The 19,468-nt window shown below is 44.1% G+C and carries 16 protein-coding genes; 3 read left to right on the top strand and 13 right to left on the bottom strand.

The features are described 5' to 3' along the window. Positions 1 to 51 precede the first annotated feature (51 nt). The 5 genes from FEM55_RS04055 to FEM55_RS04035 all read right to left on the bottom strand — a co-directional run bounded on the left by FEM55_RS04055 (position 52) and on the right by FEM55_RS04035 (position 4,121). Complete coding sequence (locus tag FEM55_RS04055) at positions 52 to 714, bottom strand: hypothetical protein (RefSeq protein ID WP_138280016.1); 663 nt, start codon at positions 712 to 714, stop codon at positions 52 to 54. Continuing rightward, positions 696 to 1,196 (bottom strand): hypothetical protein, encoded by a 501-nt coding sequence (locus tag FEM55_RS04050; protein ID WP_138280015.1) that lies wholly within the window; start codon positions 1,194 to 1,196, stop codon positions 696 to 698. The genes FEM55_RS04055 and FEM55_RS04050 overlap by 19 nt, the downstream gene beginning before the upstream one ends. Positions 1,197 to 1,332: 136 nt before the next feature. Beyond that, positions 1,333 to 2,361, bottom strand: a complete 1,029-nt coding sequence (locus FEM55_RS04045; RefSeq protein ID WP_138280014.1) for an acetate and sugar kinases/Hsc70/actin family protein — start codon at positions 2,359 to 2,361, stop codon at positions 1,333 to 1,335. 46 nt (positions 2,362 to 2,407) lie between these two features. Continuing rightward, on the bottom strand, positions 2,408 to 3,421 hold the full coding sequence (locus FEM55_RS04040) for a hypothetical protein (RefSeq protein ID WP_138280013.1): 1,014 nt from the start codon (positions 3,419 to 3,421) through the stop codon (positions 2,408 to 2,410). A gap of 22 nt (positions 3,422 to 3,443) precedes the next feature. Next, positions 3,444 to 4,121: a hypothetical protein gene (locus tag FEM55_RS04035; RefSeq protein WP_138280012.1), complete on the bottom strand. Its 678-nt coding sequence runs from the start codon at positions 4,119 to 4,121 to the stop codon at positions 3,444 to 3,446. Between the two features lie 230 nt (positions 4,122 to 4,351). Here FEM55_RS04035 and FEM55_RS04030 point away from each other — a divergent pair, with 230 nt between their 5' ends. Then, positions 4,352 to 5,272 carry a sugar phosphate isomerase/epimerase family protein gene (locus FEM55_RS04030; RefSeq protein ID WP_138280011.1) on the top strand — a complete coding sequence of 307 codons (921 nt, stop codon included), beginning with the start codon at positions 4,352 to 4,354 and terminating at the stop codon, positions 5,270 to 5,272. A gap of 365 nt (positions 5,273 to 5,637) precedes the next feature. Here FEM55_RS04030 and FEM55_RS04025 read toward each other — a convergent pair whose 3' ends face one another. Continuing rightward, positions 5,638 to 6,801: an MFS transporter gene (locus tag FEM55_RS04025; RefSeq protein WP_138280010.1), complete on the bottom strand. Its 1,164-nt coding sequence runs from the start codon at positions 6,799 to 6,801 to the stop codon at positions 5,638 to 5,640. 336 nt (positions 6,802 to 7,137) lie between these two features. Between FEM55_RS04025 and FEM55_RS04020 the strand changes: the two genes are divergently transcribed. After that, positions 7,138 to 8,643, top strand: a complete 1,506-nt coding sequence (locus FEM55_RS04020) for a serine hydrolase domain-containing protein (protein ID WP_138280009.1) — start codon at positions 7,138 to 7,140, stop codon at positions 8,641 to 8,643. A gap of 224 nt (positions 8,644 to 8,867) precedes the next feature. Continuing rightward, entirely contained in the window at positions 8,868 to 9,503 is a 636-nt protein-coding gene (locus FEM55_RS04015; protein ID WP_138280008.1) for a DUF6134 family protein, read from the top strand. On the opposite strand, the gene FEM55_RS04010 is transcribed toward FEM55_RS04015, so the two are convergent. The 7 genes from FEM55_RS04010 to FEM55_RS03980 form a co-directional block, all read right to left on the bottom strand. Further along, complete coding sequence (locus tag FEM55_RS04010; RefSeq protein WP_138280007.1) at positions 9,496 to 10,623, bottom strand: efflux RND transporter periplasmic adaptor subunit; 1,128 nt, start codon at positions 10,621 to 10,623, stop codon at positions 9,496 to 9,498. The two genes, FEM55_RS04015 and FEM55_RS04010, sit on opposite strands and share 8 nt — an antisense overlap. Before the next feature lie 16 nt (positions 10,624 to 10,639). Continuing rightward, entirely contained in the window at positions 10,640 to 13,900 is a 3,261-nt protein-coding gene (locus FEM55_RS04005; RefSeq protein WP_138280006.1) for an efflux RND transporter permease subunit, read from the bottom strand. Positions 13,901 to 13,961: 61 nt separating this feature from the next. After that, on the bottom strand, positions 13,962 to 15,311 hold the full coding sequence (locus FEM55_RS04000; protein ID WP_229209080.1) for a TolC family protein: 1,350 nt from the start codon (positions 15,309 to 15,311) through the stop codon (positions 13,962 to 13,964). A 183-nt stretch (positions 15,312 to 15,494) separates the two neighbouring features. Continuing rightward, positions 15,495 to 16,406, bottom strand: a complete 912-nt coding sequence (locus FEM55_RS03995) for a helix-turn-helix domain-containing protein (RefSeq protein WP_138280004.1) — start codon at positions 16,404 to 16,406, stop codon at positions 15,495 to 15,497. 742 nt (positions 16,407 to 17,148) lie between these two features. Then, positions 17,149 to 17,571: a hypothetical protein gene (locus tag FEM55_RS03990; RefSeq protein WP_138280003.1), complete on the bottom strand. Its 423-nt coding sequence runs from the start codon at positions 17,569 to 17,571 to the stop codon at positions 17,149 to 17,151. Positions 17,572 to 17,886: 315 nt separating this feature from the next. Next, a complete protein-coding gene (locus tag FEM55_RS03985; RefSeq protein ID WP_138280002.1) occupies positions 17,887 to 18,768 on the bottom strand; it encodes a bestrophin family protein in 882 nt (293 codons plus the stop codon). Beyond that, positions 18,765 to 19,352, bottom strand: a complete 588-nt coding sequence (locus tag FEM55_RS03980) for a 3'-5' exonuclease (RefSeq protein WP_138280001.1) — start codon at positions 19,350 to 19,352, stop codon at positions 18,765 to 18,767. Before FEM55_RS03980 ends, FEM55_RS03985 begins: the two co-directional genes overlap by 4 nt. Positions 19,353 to 19,468: the final 116 nt, after the last annotated feature.

The raw sequence follows: 19,468 nt of genomic DNA, 5'->3' as shown, positions 1-19,468 counted from the left end.
ATGACTGACATCAGTCTGCAGTACGGACTTACATCAAATATACATAATAAATTACTTCAGCATACATATCCGGAAACCTTTAAGCCGTCGGATGAATGACGTAATAACCGGCGGGTCCATTTCATGAAAAAGCACTTCGTAAGTACTTTCGTTAAAAGTAAACGAGCTTCCGTCTGTCCGCACCCGCTTTGTGCCGTATTTATAAAATTGCCCGATGTGTCCGTTTTCCAATGCAAGTTTGTCGACAAAGCCCAGCAGCGATGCAATTGTCCCGTTTGTTTCGCATTGGTGAAATGAAATACAGAAATAATGTGAAGTTCTGGAGCCGTGCTTGTTCAGTTGGGATGCGGGTATGTTCAGGACGTAATCCGGACCAAGTACTCCTGATTTTCGTTTCATGGATTTGATGTCGACAGAAAATGTGTGTTCTTCAGTTTTTATCAAAAAATCCTGTCCCCAATCCTGTCCGTCCGATGCGCCAAACGAGCGGAAAGGGCGGGGTAGGTGATAACAGTCCGCAAACAGGATTTCACCAAGAGTTCCGGTGAAGCGCAACATGCGGGTTTGGGAAAGCTTTTCAGCATGCCGGTCCCAAATGTTGGAAACAGGATGATGTTTCAGCGAATATTCGACGAGTTCGCGCGCCAAAAGCTTTTGCTTTTCAGCAACTGAGATTTGAATGTACGTACCTTTGGTCAGAAGAGTTTGCTCCATGCAAATCTAATCGCTATCAATGTGAGTACAAACCCAATTAAAATGGCAGAAAATGGAACGTAAGTCCATGCTACTAAGTGGATTCTGTCTACAAACCACATGACTCCGATAAGTGCGGCGATCAAGGTCAGAAAACCGGAAATTCTGCCAAAACCGGGTATTAATGAGAACGGAATCTTACTTTTGATCAGCATTAGCGTAAGGGCCATGGAAATAACAGGCAAAAACTGCATGATGATATTGGCCTGCCAGATGCTTTGTCTTTCAAACAGAAAAAGATATGTGTTCAGCGTTACTGCAAAAATTCCCGGAATGCAAACAGCATAAACAAGTACGGCGTACACATAACTCCAGAACTTTACATCAAGGCTTCCATTGGCCAGAATGCCGACGATCCAGGCAAGGAAAGGAAGCAGTAAAAAATAGAATACAAGCGGCCAGGGATTCTCAGATATATACTGAAAAAGCTGAAATAGTGTCATTTAACGTAAAAAGTGAATGCAAATGAAGGAAATTCAAACGATAAAATTCAGTAAATTAAGCGTTATAAAAAAGAGGAAGAGTTTTTTACAATCGTAAATCCTCTTCCTCTTTCCTGAACTTTGTAATCAAAATCGGCTATAAGCCAAGCAGAAAACCGATTGTGAAGTTGGCGTCCCAGTCAAACACAAACTGGTTGCAGCCGGTTGCATCAGCGATTGCCTTGTAAATGTTTACACCGGCTTTTGATTTGGCATTGGATAATTTGGAGTAAGCAAGCGGTGCACTCAAAGTGGTATAACGCTCTTTTCCTTTTCTTACTTCTTTCGCCATTTCAAAGGGAACTCCGCCAATGATAAAACAGGTCTTTGTCAGTTCACTCGGGACCTGTTTGGCTTTATCCGTAACTTCCTGATAAACTTTGCTGTCGTCCAGTCCTTCCTGGAAATACTTGGCACCGTACGATTCCAGCGCTGAAATCCTGCTGCCGTTCATCCATGAAATTTTTGTATTTCCTGAACCGATGTCCACAACAAAAGCCTTGTCCGAATACTCGGCCGGCAACACGGATTTCAGTGCAAGCTGTCCTTCCTGTTCCGGTGTAACCTGATTGACAACATAACCTATGGATTTCAAAACGCGTGTAATCTTCTGGGTAACATCTGCTTTTGCTGCGCCGGAACTCACAACAAAGTGAATGTCCTTGCTGCCTACGCCAAAGTCAAGCATGCCGCCGATGTACTTTTTCAGACCGATGCGTACATCTTCGTCCGTTGCCATATTTTCCGTTACAAGGCTGTTTCCGAACTCCGATTTTTCAAGGCTCCATCTTTTCTGGTCATCTACTTTGATGATGAATGAGTTGAAGCCGCTGGCGCCAAGTTCCACCACGCCCCGCAGCTTTCCGTTAACCGGCGCCGGCGGTGTATAATTGAACGAAGTGGGTGTATTATCCGTGGCTTCCTGATTGCCGGAATTACTTTCTTCAGCATCCGTTTCCGTATTTTCCGAATTGCCCGTATTCTCCGTCTGCGATGTCTGATTTGTATTATTTTCAGCCATCTGGTTTAAAGCTTTCTGGCCGCCAAGGTATTTGTAACCCAGGAATAGGGCCCCTAAGATAATGGCGGTAATTATTAACCGGCCGGCAACTGTAAGTCTTTTCATTGATATTGGGTGTAAAATGAATGGTTTATAGTGTCAGGAGATAAAATCAATCCAGCAGCCCTTTGTAGCTTGAATCTTTCGGGACATCAACGGAACGTCTCGGAGATGGAGGCGAATCCAGCTGGATCAGTTTGAATTGTCCCGAGTTATATGCTTCCAGCATGGCCTGGCCTTTGTCCGAAAGCAGTCCGTTCTGAACATCCACGCCGTTGATGAAATCCAGCGAAAGGTCCATGGCTCTTTTCATTTCACCCAGTTTCTGGCTCATGTCGTCCTGAATGTATTCCATGGATTCGTCAAAATAAAACTTTTTGTCCGGATTTCCTTTGAAAATACTGATCGCAGTACGCAGTGCATTGGAGCTTTCCTTTACAATTCGGTATTCCGCTTCTTTCAGCTTTACCTTGATTTCGGTTTCCTTAATGATGTAATCGGCGCTTTTATTGACCTTTTCCATAAATTCAAGAACCGTTTTCATATTACGCTGTAACGGAAAGAGCTTTTCGTTCATTTCCTGAAGACCGGCTCCTTCAATCGTTGCCAGCGAAGCAGTTTCTTTCATGCCCGGTCTGTCGAGCATCGTACTTGCCTTGTTGGCTTCGGCAAATTTCTGCTTGATCTGCTCGTTGTTCTCATTGATATTCTTGTTGAGTTTTACAAGCTGTCCTGCAAGCGTATTGATCTGACCCTGCATTTTTTCTCTTTTCTCTTTCAGATCGTCAATGTATATTTTCATAATGGCGATCGGGTCCAGCTTGATGACCAGTCCGGTGATATTGCGCATCAACGTTTTGAACAGGAAGAAAACGGCAGTACGGACGTCCTTGCTCGTCAATAGAAAAATGACGAGTGCCAGAATAGCCATCAAAAACCCGAGGTAAAGCGTATTTTGTGTTACTTCAATCAGGAATGCTGCTATCTTGTTCCAGTAATATAAAGCAAAAGCTCCGCCGGCGCCAAGGAAAAGCAGGGATGTAATTCCTTCGGGTTTACTCCAGTAGGACCGCTTTGAGCCGTCTTCCTGAGAACCGCCAATCTGTGAAAAATCTGGTGTTGCCATTGTAGTGGATCGAATGGTTAGGTTATTTCAGGTATTGATTGATCTTGATCAGATCCGATTTGATCTGTTCAACAAAACTCCGGTATGTAATTTCAAAATTATCCTTGTTGGCATTGATTCTGGCGCTTTGCTCTGAAACTTCGCCGGAAATCTGACCGAGCCGGTTTTTATTTTCATCCATTTTCTTTTGTAACTCAGCCATTTGCTGCGCAATGGCACCATTGGAATCTTCGAGCCGTTTCTGTTCTTCCTGCAACGCACCGACACGATCTTTGATTGCTTTTTCAACATCCCTGAGGAAGGATTCGCGGTCTTTGTCGAGAATGGCAAGGTACTGATTAGCCGTCGAGCTGAGGACCGTGGAATCAGAAATCCCGCCCATAGCCTTGAAACTTGCCCATGCTGCCTGAAACTGTTTTTCCTCGCCAAGGCCAAGCCCTTCCATGCTTTTAAGCGCCTGCTTGTATTCGAAATAATCCGGGCCGGGCAAGTTGGCTTTTTCCAGCAGACCAGCAAAATGTTCAACAAATTTACGGTCGATTTCTGCCGTACCCGCTACATTCGGGACTTTGGGGGCCACAGCCGTTTTAGGCATTTCCGGTGCATTACTGGTTATCGCAGCCTGTCTTACAGGTTCTTCATTTTCTTTGATAAAAAAGCTGAGTATTTTTTTTCCTATACTCGGTTCAGAATCTGCCATAAGCTTGTGAAATGTTAAGATTCATTGATTTTATTAAGTCAATATTACTAAAATTAAAAGAATATAGTGTGGTGTGATCGTTACCAGCGGTATCCTGCATTGATAAATCCACATAATGTCTGGATGAATTTGACCATGTTCTTGAATCCTGCCTGATTTTTACGCAAGTTTACAAACACAGAATTATTGTGCCTGTATATTTATTACCAATAAAAGAATACTAAATCCTTATGCTCAAATTAGGTTTTAACAGTGCAATCCTTGCTGATTTCGGCATGGAACATGTTGTGAATTTTGCCGGAAACAACGGTTTCGCCTGTGTGGAAATGATGTGCTGGCCTGCCAATAATGCCGATAGCCGCCGCTATGCAGGTGTTACGCACATTGATGTAAGCAATCTTTCAGATCAGAGCGTTTCTGAAATAAAGCACCGGCTTCATGAAGCAAATATTTTTATCTCCGCATTGGGTTATTATCCCAATCCGCTTGATCCCGATCCGAACCGTTCCGAGTTTTTTATCGAACACATCAAGCAAGTGATCCGCGGAGCTGCAAAGCTGGGCATTCCGGTTGTTACGACTTTTATCGGAAGAGATCAGTCCCGAAATATCAAGGACAATCTGGCGCGGTTTGCAGACGTGTGGCCATCCGTTATCAGGGTTGCGGAAGAAAATAATATTAAAGTTGCCATTGAAAACTGCCCGATGTTTTTCACAGATGATGAATGGCCGGGCGGTAAAAACCTGGCATTCAGCCCGGCAATCTGGGACCGGATGTTTGAAATTATTCCAAGTCCTTTGTTTGGACTAAATTATGATCCGTCGCATATGGTCTGGCAAATGATGGATGAAATCAAGCCGATTTACAATTACAAAGATCGCTTGCACCATATCCATCTGAAAGATGTCAAGGTTTATAAAGACAAGCTGGACCGCGTCGGTATTCTGGCTAATCCGCTGGAATTTCATTCTCCCAAGCTGCCCGGACTGGGTGATGTAAACTGGCGGGGGTTTTTCGCGGCATTAACAGACGTGCGTTACCGCGGGCCTGTGGTCATTGAAGTGGAAGACAAAGCTTATGAAGGAAACATTACGGATGTTCAAAGCGCTATTCTGACAAGCAGAAACTATCTGAAACAATTCCTTGGTTGAAAAAATAGCCGCCACAAAGAACATAACGTGGCGGCTGTTTTACTATAAATTTATTTGGCAAGAAAGTTTTTCAGCGGAACGAAGAACCTGTCGAAATCTTCCGGATGAGGTAATTGGCCGGTTTGGTCAAGTTCAACCGGTTTACCGTTTTTAATTCTGACATTCGTCTGTTTTCCAAATTCTGTGTCATTTTCGAGTTTTTTCTGACTTCTTCGGATGCAAGGATTTTTGAGCTTGAACACAGTCTGCAAAAATCAGCAAGAGTATTGCAAATGCAGATTTTTTCATTGAAAAGCTATTTAAATGCAAAAAGGATAACCATGCAGTTATCCTTTTTTAATGAAGGGAGATAAAGTATCAGAATCTTAACTGATCAGTTTTGCTTTTGTTGACAAATAAGCGGTCAAAGATGCCAGAATTCCGACGATGGCAAATGACCAGCGCAGGTCAGCAAACTGTGCAACGATACCGATCAATGGCGGCCCGATCAGAAATCCGATAAAACTGATGGATGAAACGGCTGCCAGCGCCATGCCTGCCGACATGGTATTGGACTTTCCGGCTGCGCTGTAAACCAGCGGTACAACGGATGAAACGCCAAATCCCACCAGCAGAAATCCCAACGTTGCCGGAATCATAAAAGGAAATAAAACAGCCGTTGCAAGTCCGATGCCCATAAGACAGCCGCTGATCTGAAGCATTTTTTTTCTGCCCAGACGGTTGGCAAGCCAGTCGCCTGCAAAACGGCCGCCAGTCATGGTTCCCATAAAAGCAACATATCCAAGTGTGGTCATGGAAGCCGGAACATGTACGACTTCCTGAAAATAAACGCCGCTCCAGTCGAACATGACGCCTTCACAAACCATGGCACAAAATCCGATCAGGCCCAGTGTCAGTAAATCACGATCCGGTTTTACAAAAAGCGGCTGCGCTTCTCCGTTGTTCCTTTCACTATCCGGCATCGTATGCTTGTAAGCCGTAAAAATGATGACAAAAGCAGCCAGCGCAATGACGCTGAAATGGATGTACGGAGGAATATGGACTGAAATAAAGAACGAACCGATCATGGCACTTACAAATCCGGCAAGGCTCCACAAGCCGTGAAAAGATGCCATAATGGATTTGCCATATTCCTGTTCTACGGCAACTGCCTGTGTATTAACAGCAATGTTCGTAAGATTTCCCCAAAGTCCGAATGCAAAAAGCGCAATGACAAGCTGTTCTGTACGGGTTACAAAGCCGATGAAGGCCAGTGTAATGGCATAAAGGACTGCGCCGATCAGCACCATTTTCTTGCTTCCGTAATGCGTAACCATCCAGCCGGAAATCGGCAGACTGGCCATCAGTCCGATCGGTAAGGCAAGCAGTACGGTGCCCAGACCGCCTTCGGTCAGGTGAAGCATGTTTTTGATATCAGGGATACGGCTGGCCCAGGCTGCAAAGCTCAGGCCCTGGACAAAAAAGAAAGCAGCAACGGCCATGCGCAGGTACTTTCTGGAATCGGAGGGTGCAAAAATTGAATAGTTCATAAGAGTGAAAATAAAGTCCGGCTATTTCCAGACTGTTAATTCATGTGTATATATTATAACTTTTTTAAGTTCTTGATTTTATTTGCTGGTAATATAATTTATATGATACCAGAATAATATGCTTCCAGCTTCAAAATTAACGGATATTATCAATATTTAATTCATGAAAATTGTACTTTTTTAATAATATTAAAAAGTAAGTATTGTATTATTTATAGAAAATGATTTTAGAAATTATTTATTATTCTTGCACTCTATGGAATTCAGGAAAAGTGTCTGGAAAATCGCAGGGAATTGCTATATTCACTTTTCATGCATTCATAAAAAAAGGCCCTTATGAGATCAGGATTTACTTTTTTGCTTGTGCTGCTGTTTTTTTCATCTGGGGCACAGCCTGCGAAAACAGACAGAATCAACAAAATCAAGGCAACTTTGCCCGTCATTGAGAAACTATACCAGGATTATGCGGAAAAAAACCATTTTCCAGGGCTTGCTTTCGGATTGGTTGTTGACGGACAACTGCTGCTTTCCGGCGCTAGCGGCTTTTCCGAAATTGCAACTTCGACAAAGGCTACGCCACAATCGCTGTTCAGAATAGCGTCCATGTCCAAAAGCGTTACCGCCATGGCTGTTCTTGCATTGCGAAAAGAAGGAAAACTGAAACTGGATGATCCGGCGTCCCTGTATATTCCCGAGCTTGAATCCATGCCTCCGCTGACAAAAGATGCACCTGACATAACGATACGGCATCTGCTGACGCATGCCGCAGGTTTCCCTGAAGACAATCCATGGGGCGACCGCCAGCTGGATTCGAAGGACGAAGAACTGATTGCGTTGATCAAAAAAGGAATTTCATTTTCCAACGTGCCGGGTATCACTTACGAATACAGCAATCTTGGTTTTGCGATGCTAGGAAAAATAATCAGCAATGTTTCCGGCAAGCCTTACCAACAATACATCGATGAGGCGATTTTCAAACCATTGGGAATGAACAACACCATCTGGGAATATTCGAAAGCACCTTCAAAACTGCTTGCACATGGTTACCGCTACGAAGATGACATCTGGAAAGAAGAAGAACTGCTGCACGACGGAACGTACGGCGCCATGGGCGGACTGATTACTTCCATTGAAGATTTCAGCAAGTATGTTACATTTCATTTGTCTGCATGGCCTCCAAGTTCAGTGCCGGAAACCGGGCCAGTTGCAAGAAGCGATGTCAGGGAAATGCAGATGCCGTGGAATTTCAATAATCTCAATGCAGGCTACAAATATCCGGGCGGACGCCCGTGTGCAATGGTTTCTGCCTATGGTTATGGATTGAGATGGAGCAAGGATTGTGAAGGAAGAACCGGAATCGGACATACGGGCGGATTGCCGGGATTCGGAAGTCAGTGGCAAATTTTACCTGAATACGGGATCGGGATCATTGCGCATGCAAACCGTACATACGCCGGAATGGCGACGATCAATACGGCTGTGCTGGATACCATTATTGCAATGGCCGGCCTGACACCGCTTCCTGTTAAGGTATCGAATGTTCTGGATCAGAGAAAAAATGCATTGCTCAAATTATTGCCAGATTGGAAAAATGCGGAACAAAGCGGCATCTTTGCTGAAAATTTTTTCCCCGACAAATCAGTCGCACACCGCAAAAAGGAACTGGATCTGTTGCTTGCCCAAACGGGTACCATAACCGGAGTTTCTGAAATTATCGCGGAAAACCAGTTACGGGGTACTTTTCGGATGAACGGTAACAAAGGCAGCATAAAAGTGTATTTTACGTTGTCGCCGGAGAACCCGGCATTGATTCAGCAGCTTGATTTTTCCGAAGCAAAGTAAAAAGCAGCTTTGATTGAGCCATTAACCTTTAATCAAGAAATCAGGACAATACCGGTAAGTCAAAAATCAGCCACTTGCGAACTATTCTTTTTTGGTTCTTCAGAATTTCTTTAAAATGGCGCAGCAACTATATAATGGGTTCATTATCTTAAGAATAGGACAATAGGCACGAAAGTTATACTGTTATATAGATCGCAGCTACTTAAAGCGTAAACTATATACAAATGAGAATTTTAGGTTTGATCGTATTCGGAATGCTGTTTCTTTCAGTTCATGTGGCAATGTCCCAAACAAACGTTTATGATGTCATTGTTGCCGGCAGGACAATAGGTTCATTGAAAGTATTCGATGACAATGGAAAAGACGATACCGAAACACACCGGATTGAATCGGATTTTAAAATCATGTTCTATAAAGGGAAATATTCCACACAGACCAATTACAGTCACGGAAAACTGGTTTCAGCTACTTGCTCGCATCATGTAAACGGTGATCTGAAGGAAAAAACTTTAACCAGAAGTACTGTCAGACCATTATATGAAGTCATGTTTTCCGGAGAAGATGCAGAGGATAAAGCCAAGATCGAGCTGAACACACCGATTCTTTCTACCATTACAAGTTTGTACTATAAAGAACCGGTTAACATTCAGGAAGTCTATTCCGAGCGGTACGGAAAAATGTGCAGCGTCAAAAAACTTTCGGAAGGCAAATACGCTGTTTCTTTACCGGATGGCAAACAGGGAATTTACACATATCAAAACGGTCTTTGCAAGGAAGTCAAAACGGATCTGGCCGGTTTCAAGCTGCGCATTGTACTGAATGCTGAAAAGACTTCTTCCCCGAAAACGGTGCTCAGATAGTAACTGTTTTGGTATTTTTGATTTCTGAATTGTTCCGGATCTCCTCGTTTGCCGATTTGACAATCACATCATCTTCCTTGATTTCACCAAAAATTTCCAGTTTGTCTTGGTTGTTGCTTCCTGTTTTTACGGGAACCCAGACGGCTTTGTGATCCACTATTTTGATGATATAAGTTCCCTGAGGTGAATTGAGCAAAGCCGTCTTCGGAATGACAAATGATTTGGAATTTCCGCCCAGAGGAATGGAAACTTCGGCAATCATACCAGGAAGAAGTTTTCTATCACCGTTAAATATGTCCATTTCTGTCCTTTGAGAGCGTAATCGGGTATCCAGTGCTCCGGAAAGCCTGGTTACCTTTGCAGAAAAATCTTCATTCGGAAGCGACTTGACTTTGAATGTAATGGCACTTTTGTTCTTTAAATAACTGGTATAAGCCTCTGGAACACTCACGACCAAACGTAATTTACGCTGCTCCACCAAGGTAAATAGCGGAAACTCCGAACCTTTTCCGGAAGGACCTACATAGGCACCGGCACTTACATTCCTTGCAGTGATGACACCGCTGAACGGCGCACGGATTTCAAGATAATTACGGGTATCCGTAATCTCACGCGTTGCCGATTTGGCTGCTTCCAGTTGGGCAAAGTCTGACCTTTGTTTTGCCAGAGCAGCATCCAGATCATTCTGAGAAACCGTTCCCGGCGTTTTGCTTGTTTCCAGCAAACGCTCGTAATTAGCTTTACTTGCTTCATAAATAGCTTCCTGCGCTGCCAGTCTGGACTGGCTCCCTGCAAATTGTGCGGTAAGTTCCGGCGCTTCCATCGAAGCAAGCAACTGGCCTTGCTGTACTTCGGTACCAACATCTGCGTGCAGTTTTTTAACAAAGCTGCTCACCTTGGCATAAAGATCCACTTGCTGATAAGCAATCAGTTCACCCGGAATTTTCAGATTAGACGAAAGTTGCTGTTTTTTCAGCGCAAATGTTTCCATCGCGGGCGCTTCAGCCGGTGCTTTGGCATTTTCTTCCTCCTCTTCAGCCTTGGATGAACCGCACCCCTGAAGTCCGGCTGCAATGATTGCAAATACAAAGGCAATCACGATTTTAAGATGATTTTTCATTTGTTTCAATGCTTGATTATTTGGTCATAGGAATATAAAATTTGCTTTCTTCATCTTCAGGATCGAGCGAAACGCTTTGTGTACTTGCATTGCCCTGGCCCCAGGCAAATACAAGCGGCAGAATAAACAGTGCTGCAAAGGTGGAAGCAATCAATCCGCCGATCACTGCACGTCCCAGCGGCGAAGACTGATCCCCGGCTTCGCCCAGGCCACTCGCCATCGGAATCATTCCGACGACCATCGCGACCGCCGTCATCACAATCGGACGTAACCTTAAACTGGCGGATTCCTTTGCAGCTTCAATGGCGTTGCCGCTGTGCTTTCTTAATTGTTCCGCATTGGTAATCAGTAAGACCGCATTGGAAATGGAAACACCCACCGACATGATAATGCCCATATAAGACTGCAGATTAAGCGTGGAACCGGTCATCATCAGCAACGCCAGCGAACCGAGCACTACGGCAGGAACCGTTGCAAGTACAATGGCGGAAACTTTGAATGACTGAAAATTGGCGGCGAGCATCAGGAAAATAACCACAATGGCAACAATCAGGCCATTCTGAAGACTGTCCAGCGTATCGGTCAGTGTCTGGCTCAATCCCACAAGCTCAACCGTAAGCCCGCGCGGTAGTTCACCCAAGGAAGCAAGCGCCGCTTCTACATCCGACTTTGCAATGCCCAGATCGGTATTGTTCAGATTAGCGGTTACGGACAAAACCGGCATGGAGCCCAGATTGTCGTTTTCACCGTATGTTGTATCGGGCGTTATGGTGGCTATATCGTTCAAAACCGGCCGGCTTGCATTTCGGAGTAACGGAATTTCTCCGATTTCATTGATGCTGTTCATTTTGTTTTCAGGGACCTGAACCTGTACCGAATAACTGAAACCGCCTTTTTCGTCCACCCAGATATTTTTGTCCGTATAGCGCGAAGAAGAAGTAGATGCGATCAGCGATTTGGAAACGTCATTCATATCCACGCCAAGTTGTGCGGCACGAACCCGGTCTACTTCAATATTGATAGAAGGATATTTGTTGGATTGTCCCAGCTGGATATCCCGCAAGTAGCTGATTTGCTTCAACTTCTCAATGACAAGCTGCGCATATTTCTCATTCAGTTTTTTATCCCTTCCCGACATTCTGACTTCAATCGGAGTGGGAGAGCCCTGGCTCAGGATTTTATCCGTAAGTTCAATGGGTTCAAACGAAAGCGCCAGGTTCGGAACTGTTTCACTGATCCTTTTACGGATTTTTTCTTTCAGTTCATCCAGATTGGTATGAAAACCTTCTTTCAGTGCGACCTGCAGAACGGCTTCCTGCGGACCGGCCATCCACAGATAAATCGGATTGACCGAAAACAAGGCCGGGTGCTGACCGACATAAGCCGAAGTAACGGAAACATTTTTAGTGCCGACAATATCCTTGATCGCCTGAATGGTAGCCAAGGTTTTCTCTTCGGTTCTTTCGATGCGCGTACCTTCCGGCGCACGCAAACGGACCTGAAACTGTCCGCCATTCACTTTTGGCAAAACGTCTTTTCCGATGTGAGTCAGTAGGAACCCGGCCGTAACCGTAGAAAGAACAAGATATGCAATCACAATCGGTTTCCGGTAAGGAATCATACGGGCAATAAATCTTGAAAAGCGTAATCTGATGCGATCAAAGCGGCTGATTTTACCGTTTTCGGTATGATCCGATTTGTGCAGCAATGCTTCTTTCTGCGCTTCTTTATTTCTGGAAAGGCCCGAAGCTGCAAATTCTTCCGCATCGGTCATATCGACACCGTCTTTATTTTTATGATGTTTTACTTTCATGATCCAGTTGGCCATGACCGGAACAAATGTCTGGGCAAGAAAATAGGATACGATCATACTGAAACCAATGGCCAGCGCAAGCGGCAGAAACAAAGAGCCCGGAATGCCGCCCATCGTAAACGCCGGAGCAAAAACGGCCAGAATACAAAAAAGGATCAGCAATTTCGGAAAAGCTATTTCCTGACAGGCATCCCAGATTGCCAGCGCTTTGGGTTTTCCCATATCAAAATGCTGGTGAATGTTCTCGATCGTAACCGTACTTTCATCCACAAGGATACCGATTGCAAGTGCAAGTCCGCTCAGCGTCATGATGTTGATCGTTTGCCCGAAAAGGTTCAGGAACAAAACACCGGAAATGATGGATGTCGGAATCGTTAAAATGACAATCAGCGCGCCGCGCGGGTCGCCCAGAAAAAGCAAAACCATCAAACCCGTAAGAATGGCACCGATTGCGCCTTCGGTCAAAAGGCTCATAACGGAATTCATTACATACGTAGACTGATCAAATTCGTAACTGATTTTTACGTCTTCAGGCAAGGTGCTCTGGATTCGGGGCATTGCTTTTTTCAGGTTTTGCACCACTTCCCATGTGGAGGCATCAGCACCTTTGGCGATACTCAGATAGACAGAGCGCTTTCCGTTTACCAGTCCGTAACCCGCCGTTATGTCCGCGCCGTCTTCCACGGTCGCCACGTCGCGCAGGTATAAATTCTGGACAGTACCTTTAAAAAGCGGGATATTTTCAAAATCCTTGATATTTCGCACCGTTGTATTGGTGGGCGTAATGTAGTTTTTATCACCGATCCGCACATTGCCGGAAGGTGCCGTCTGGTTATTGATCCGCAACGCTTCCACAAGCTGGTCCGGCGTCAGGTTATGCGAACGCAGCAGATCCGGATCTGCCTTTACGACAATCGTACGGATGTTCCCTCCGAACGGCGGCGCAGACACAAGGCCGGGAATGGATGTAAATGTGGAACGAACGTAAACGTTCGCCATGTCCAGCAATTCGTTATTGGTCCGTTTTTCACTGCTCAGTACCAGTTGTCCGACGGGCAAAGTGGATGCATCAAAACGGATGATGAACGGCGGATTGGAACCCGGCGGAAATATGGCCTGTGCACGGTTGGTAAAAGCACTCAGCTCCGCAGAGGCCTGCGCCATGTTGGTACCGGGATAAAAGTTGATCTTCATCAGCGTCAGTCCCTGAATGTTTTTGGTTTCAATGCTTTTGATACCGTTTACATACAGCAGAATGTTGATGTATTGCTTGGCAAAAAAAGTTTCCATCTGCGTAGGCGTATATCCTCCGAAAGGGTGCGCGATGTACATCACAGGGAGGTCCAGCTTCGGAAAAATATCCACTTTGATGTTCCGCACTGCATTGATACCGAAAAAGAACAAGCCGGCTACCAAAACCATGATGGTGATAGGCTTGCGTAATGCAAAACGTATTAAATCCATATTTTACCGGGAAAAGAATTTGCTCAGGGTTTAAGGAATAATTCAGTAAAGGAGGTGTGTATTACTGGTTCAGGAACAGACCGAAATCCCCGGCTGCGGCTGCTTTCAGCAACAAGGCCTGCCAGAGATTGCTCAATGCAATGTCGCGGTTGGTTTCAGCACGGTTAAGGATATAAAGCGCCTGCGTAAGGTCTACAATATTGCTCAGACCGTTTTTGTACAGAACACTTTTCTGCAGATAAGCATCCGATGCCGATTGTACCTGAATTGGTGCTTCACGGAAATTGGCAACAGCATTTCTGATTTTATTTCCGGAAAGGATAAGCTGGTTTTGAATCTGCTGGTCTATTACCTGATATTCTTCTTTCAGGGCACTCGATATAAATTCCTGCGATAAAACCTGCTGGCGCGTCCGTAGCAAATTGGTCATATTCCATGTTGCTCCGATCCCGAGCAAATAATTGGCTCTTACCGGCTTGATGCCCTCGAAATAATTCTGCGTGTAAGCATGCTGATCCGTAGCGTAAGTAGAAGAAAAGCCGGCGCCGCGGCCCTGGAAAACGCCGAAAAGCGAAAAAACCGGAAGCCCGAGTGTCTGAAAATACCTCGCCTGCTGATTGCTCACGGCCACCCGGTTTGAATAATATTTCAGCAGCGGATGGTTTTTGGAAACCGTAGCGGAATCATCAATGGACTGCGGCATTTTGGTGATAAAAAGTGTATCCAGCGTAAATTGCTGATTGGTAATCCCCATCAAACGGGCCAGTACGCTGGCTTGTTCCTGCTCGAAATCCCTTGCCTGCGTAATGCTGATTTTTGCATTGGAAACCTCCGCATTGGCCAGAGACGAATCCACGCCGGGTATCAGCCCGTTTTTCGCGCGCGTGGCAACCACATTTTTTAATGCAGCAGCTCTTTCAAAATTGTTTTCCCACGATTGCGTAAGCCTTTGTGCAACGAGTAGATTCAGATACGCGCCTGCCACGCGGATGCTATGCTGAAATTTTTCCTGTTCCAGATCGCTCAGATCACGTTCTACAATGGATGCTGAAACATGGATACGCTCTCTGGCGCGTCCAAAAGCAAAAAAGTCCCAGTTTACATTGGTCAGATACAGCGCACCGAATGCAGCATTCCAGTTTTGCTGCGGAAGCGGCAGACCGGAAGAAGCCACTGACAAGCCCATTCCGTAAAGCGGACCGTTCTGGCCGTTGACCGTGCCGTAATCCTGTTGTGCGGATAAATTCAGATTGGGCAAGTATTCCTTTTTGCTTTGCTGTAACGTGGCTTTTGACGCACTCAGGTAATTATTCTTGGCCTTGATGGTTCCGTAATTGACAAGAGCCGTTTCAACCGCTTCATTCAGAGTCAGTACCTGCGCTGACAAGGAAAGGCTTAAAGAAAACAACATTGTAAAAAGGAGCAGGCTGGGTTTAGGTTTATTCCACATATAGATCGTAATTGGAATTTAGAATGGCGGTTTGAATACTGCACATTCTGCATTCGGGCATTCTTTAAATCATTGTACAAAGGTAATCGTGAAAACGGGGCAAAGATTCATTACTTCAAACAATAAACTATAAAATTCAAATATCTACCGTTCGTGTATGCGGTAAGATTTGGGCGTAACCCCGATTTGTTTTTTAAAAAGATTGTTAAAATAGGCCGGATATTCAAAACCCAGGCAAAAGGCAATTTCGGCAATGCTCCAGTTGGAATGGCGCAGCATGATTTTGGATTGTGCCAGAATGCGCTCTATAATATGTTCCGTAGTGGTTTTGCCTGAAATTTCCTTCAGTGTGCGGTTCAGGTGATTTACGTGCACGCCCAGCTTGGCCGCATAATCCTTGGCTGTTTTCAGTTTCAGTTTGTGTTCCGGCGATTCGATGGGAAACTGTCTTTCAAGCAATTCGTAAAAAAGAGAAGATAATCTTTCGGAACCGTTGACATATGCGTTATTGAGTTCCGAAGGCTGCATTTTCATGGCTTCGTGCGCGATTACATTCACGTAATTACGCATGAGATCATATTTGTGAATGTAACTGGATTCATTGTCTTCGTACATTTTCCTGAATATGCCCAGCAGATAATCCTGCTGTTCCTGCGTGACAAAATAAACCGGAATGCTGTCGCTGCGAAGAATAGGGCAGTCGCTGACTGTTTTCGAACGATGGATCGTATTCAGAAAACTGTCTGTAAAAAGGCAGAAATAACCCGTTTGTTCCTCGGAAACTGCCTGCCAGGAATACGGTACATTCCGGTTAAAAAATACAAGTGCATTCTGATTGATTTCGATCTGGTGATTTCCGTAAGAAAGCCTGCCTTTGCCGATAATGAGTGAAATTTTATAAAAATCCCTTCTTGAGTAGGAAGTATACTTGCTGCAGAATACCCTTGAGAAAACATTGAAATGTCCCTCATCCCCAGTCACATTATTCGGACCTGCAGATCCTTTTGCCGCAGGATGTGTCTGATAAAAATGTTCTATGCTTTCGCTCGGTATCATAGGATGAAATTATGAAATTCAAATATCCCCGGCAACAGTATGATGTTAAAATGTCGTTAAGTATTTGCTGTACTTATTATTGTTATACTTTTTCGGATATAAGTGATTAAAGTTGCTTCGCCTGTTTAGAGCGCAGCCACAAAAGAATCTTTTCGTCCGGATTTCAGCAATGCTGAACGGCCGCTTTGCCGGGCTGTTTATAGTTATGCGCTGAAATGCCCCGGTCTGCAGGCCAAATGGTTTGTGCAAGGATTGGACGGTTCAGGAAAAAAGCGAAGTTTAATGATTTTAATGGTAGAAGTGACTTGATTTCTATAACCAAGTTATTCTGTGTATTTTGTACTTGTCTTTCAAAAATTACAAGTCCGATCCGTTACTGGAAATATGGTTTTCAAACATTCAGCTATAATATTCATGCAATTTAAATAGATCCGAAAACTTGTTATCACGATGAAATGAAACATTGAGTTATTTTAAGCAGCAGTATGCTTTGAACGATGCAAAACAAAGATGAAGTTGCAGATTGTCTGAACGGTTATATTCAACCTTATTACTATTATTAGGATTTGATTTTGAGTATACCCAGCTGGTTGAATGTACAATGTAGTTTGTGGATCCAGCTTTCCTGAACTGGGTGGTGCGATCTTACCGATTGTAATATTCAACGCATACCTTGATTTGAAAGTCTGTGAAACAGAAAAGCCGGCACAGGCCGGCTTAGCATAAAAAAAAGTCACAAGATTCAGTCCACGGTCGGGTAAATGGTTTTGTCTGAATTTTTGTGGTAATCTGCGATTTCCGAATTCGCAACTTTGACCTTGCTATGCGGGGTTTTGTAATTTCTCGGAGAATTCAGCGGATTGATTTCAATTCCTTCCACATTATACCTTCGTGTAACTACTAATGCAGCCGGACGAGGCGCATATTTGGGCGTCGTACTGATATGCTGGCGGTGCTGCTGCTTGCTGTATCTTTCAACCGTGCCCATGCTTGGAACCCGGACCGTGTTTCTGTCTGCTTCAAGCGCCTTTGCTTTTGCCGCTTTATTGGGATGTTTATAATTGTGAACCGATACGCCTGGATCAACAATGGATTGCGATTTTGCCTGCATGGAAAACAAACCTGCTGCCAAAATCAACGCTGATAATACAGTTGCTTTTTTCATGGTTGCAATCTTTTACTTTCATTAATGGATTAATCCATATCTGGATACATGAAGTAACAACTTTTTTACAATTGAGTTTAATCGCTGGTTTTTTACTGAAAATGCAAGTTTTCAGAATTCAGGTTTAAAAATCGCAATTTTCCAACTGTAAATTTTCATTTCTTACAATTACAGATTCAGAAACGAACCGACTTTTATACAGAACCTGTTTTTAATCCAAAAACGCGTGTTAAACGCATGCAAGCAGGAAAAATGAAAAAAATAAAAATTTAATGACTTTGTAATTCTTTTCTAACCAATCTCTAATAAATAGGGTCATTTCAGCAGCGCATATACCGAATTGCGTATTCCGAGGCAGATCCTTTCGATCGGCAGATCGTTGCTGTCTTCACCAAACGGATCTTCGATTTCTTCAGCAATTACTTCCAGACTCGCCAGGATATAAAAGACAAACATCACAAACGGAATTACCAGAAAATGCAGGCTGAAAACATAGCCAATCGGCAAGGTAAGGCAGTACGTAAAAATAAATTTTTTGATGAAAGAACTGTAAGACAAAGGAATAGGCGTGTTCTTGATGCGTTCGCAGGCACCTGTGATATTGGTAAAAGATTCCAGTTCGTGGTTTAGCAATATCGTATGTTCCGGAAGTAAAACATTCTTTTTCTGCAGTTCGATGACTTTGCCAAATATAGCCGCGGCAATCTGGTTCGGAATATGTTCCTGAACGTGCAGGTCATTTCTGGTAAAAAGTTCGGTATCGGTCAAGTCTTCCGGTCTGTACCGGTTCAGCAAATGGTTCCTTAGTGAAAATGCGAAATTCGGGATCATGATCCGGAAAAACGCACGTTCTTTTTCATTGTCATTTCCCAGCATTGCATCGACTTTCAAAGCCAGGTTCCGGCTGCTGTTCATCAGAGAACCCCATTGCTTGCGTCCTTCCCACCAGCGGTCGTAAGCAGTGTTTGTCCGGAAAACGAGCAGCATGGAAATGACAAATCCGAGTAGCGAATGCATCAGCGAAATGTTCTTCAGGTCCGTATTTTGGCCCAGATTCCAGTGAATCAGGATCAGATACGCCACTACGGCCGAATACACGCCGATGGTGATGATAAGCGGGCTCAGTTTCCTGACCGTATCCGCTTTTTGAAAGTAGAAAATATAACGGAACCATTCCTTCGGATTGTAATCGATCATACCAGTTTTACATTATCAATCAATTTGAAGAATTCTTTGAAGCATTTGGCCGTTAATCTTGCATCTTCCAGCGCATTATGCGTTTCTTCCTCACGCTCAAAACCGAAATAGGAGGCTACGGAACCCAGGCTCAGCGAACGCGGCACATTTTTGCCGTTCTTTTCCAGAATTTGAAAAAACAGGTAGGAAACCGTATGCAGATCAATCATTTTATTGGAAAAACCCCATTTCATTTTTTCATGGCGGTAAGCAAACCGCAGAAAGTTGATGTCGTTGATAACACTTTGTCCGCAAATGATGACATTTGAAAAGTTGGGTTTGCCGGCGTTCATTTTCTTGATCCAGCGTTCAAATTCCGGCAGAACATCATAAATCATCGGCGCATCTTCCAGATCGTCCAGCGAAAGTCCGTGTACTTCTTCCGATTTGGTCGAAAAAGCTTCTTCATTTTCCGGATAAACATTCTGCAGATAAGTTCCGAGCGAGCGCCATTGCTCGTCGAAGAACTCGGCGCCAATCTGTATGATTTCATTCCAGCCCGGTTCCGGACCGGTCATTTCTATATCTAAAACAAGAAAGGACATAAGGTGAACTGTGTTGTTAATTAAAATTTCATCGTGATTTTAGAAACTCAAACCGGTATTTTTGTGTACAAAATTAGATAAACATTACATTCCAGCTGTTTTATTCATCATTCAAT

This window comes from Dyadobacter sediminis (assembly GCF_005860765.1).
Lineage (GTDB): Bacteria > Bacteroidota > Bacteroidia > Cytophagales > Spirosomataceae > Dyadobacter > Dyadobacter sediminis.
The sequence above is the reverse complement of the archived record's forward strand: the minus strand, read 5'-3'. Positions and strand labels throughout refer to the sequence as shown.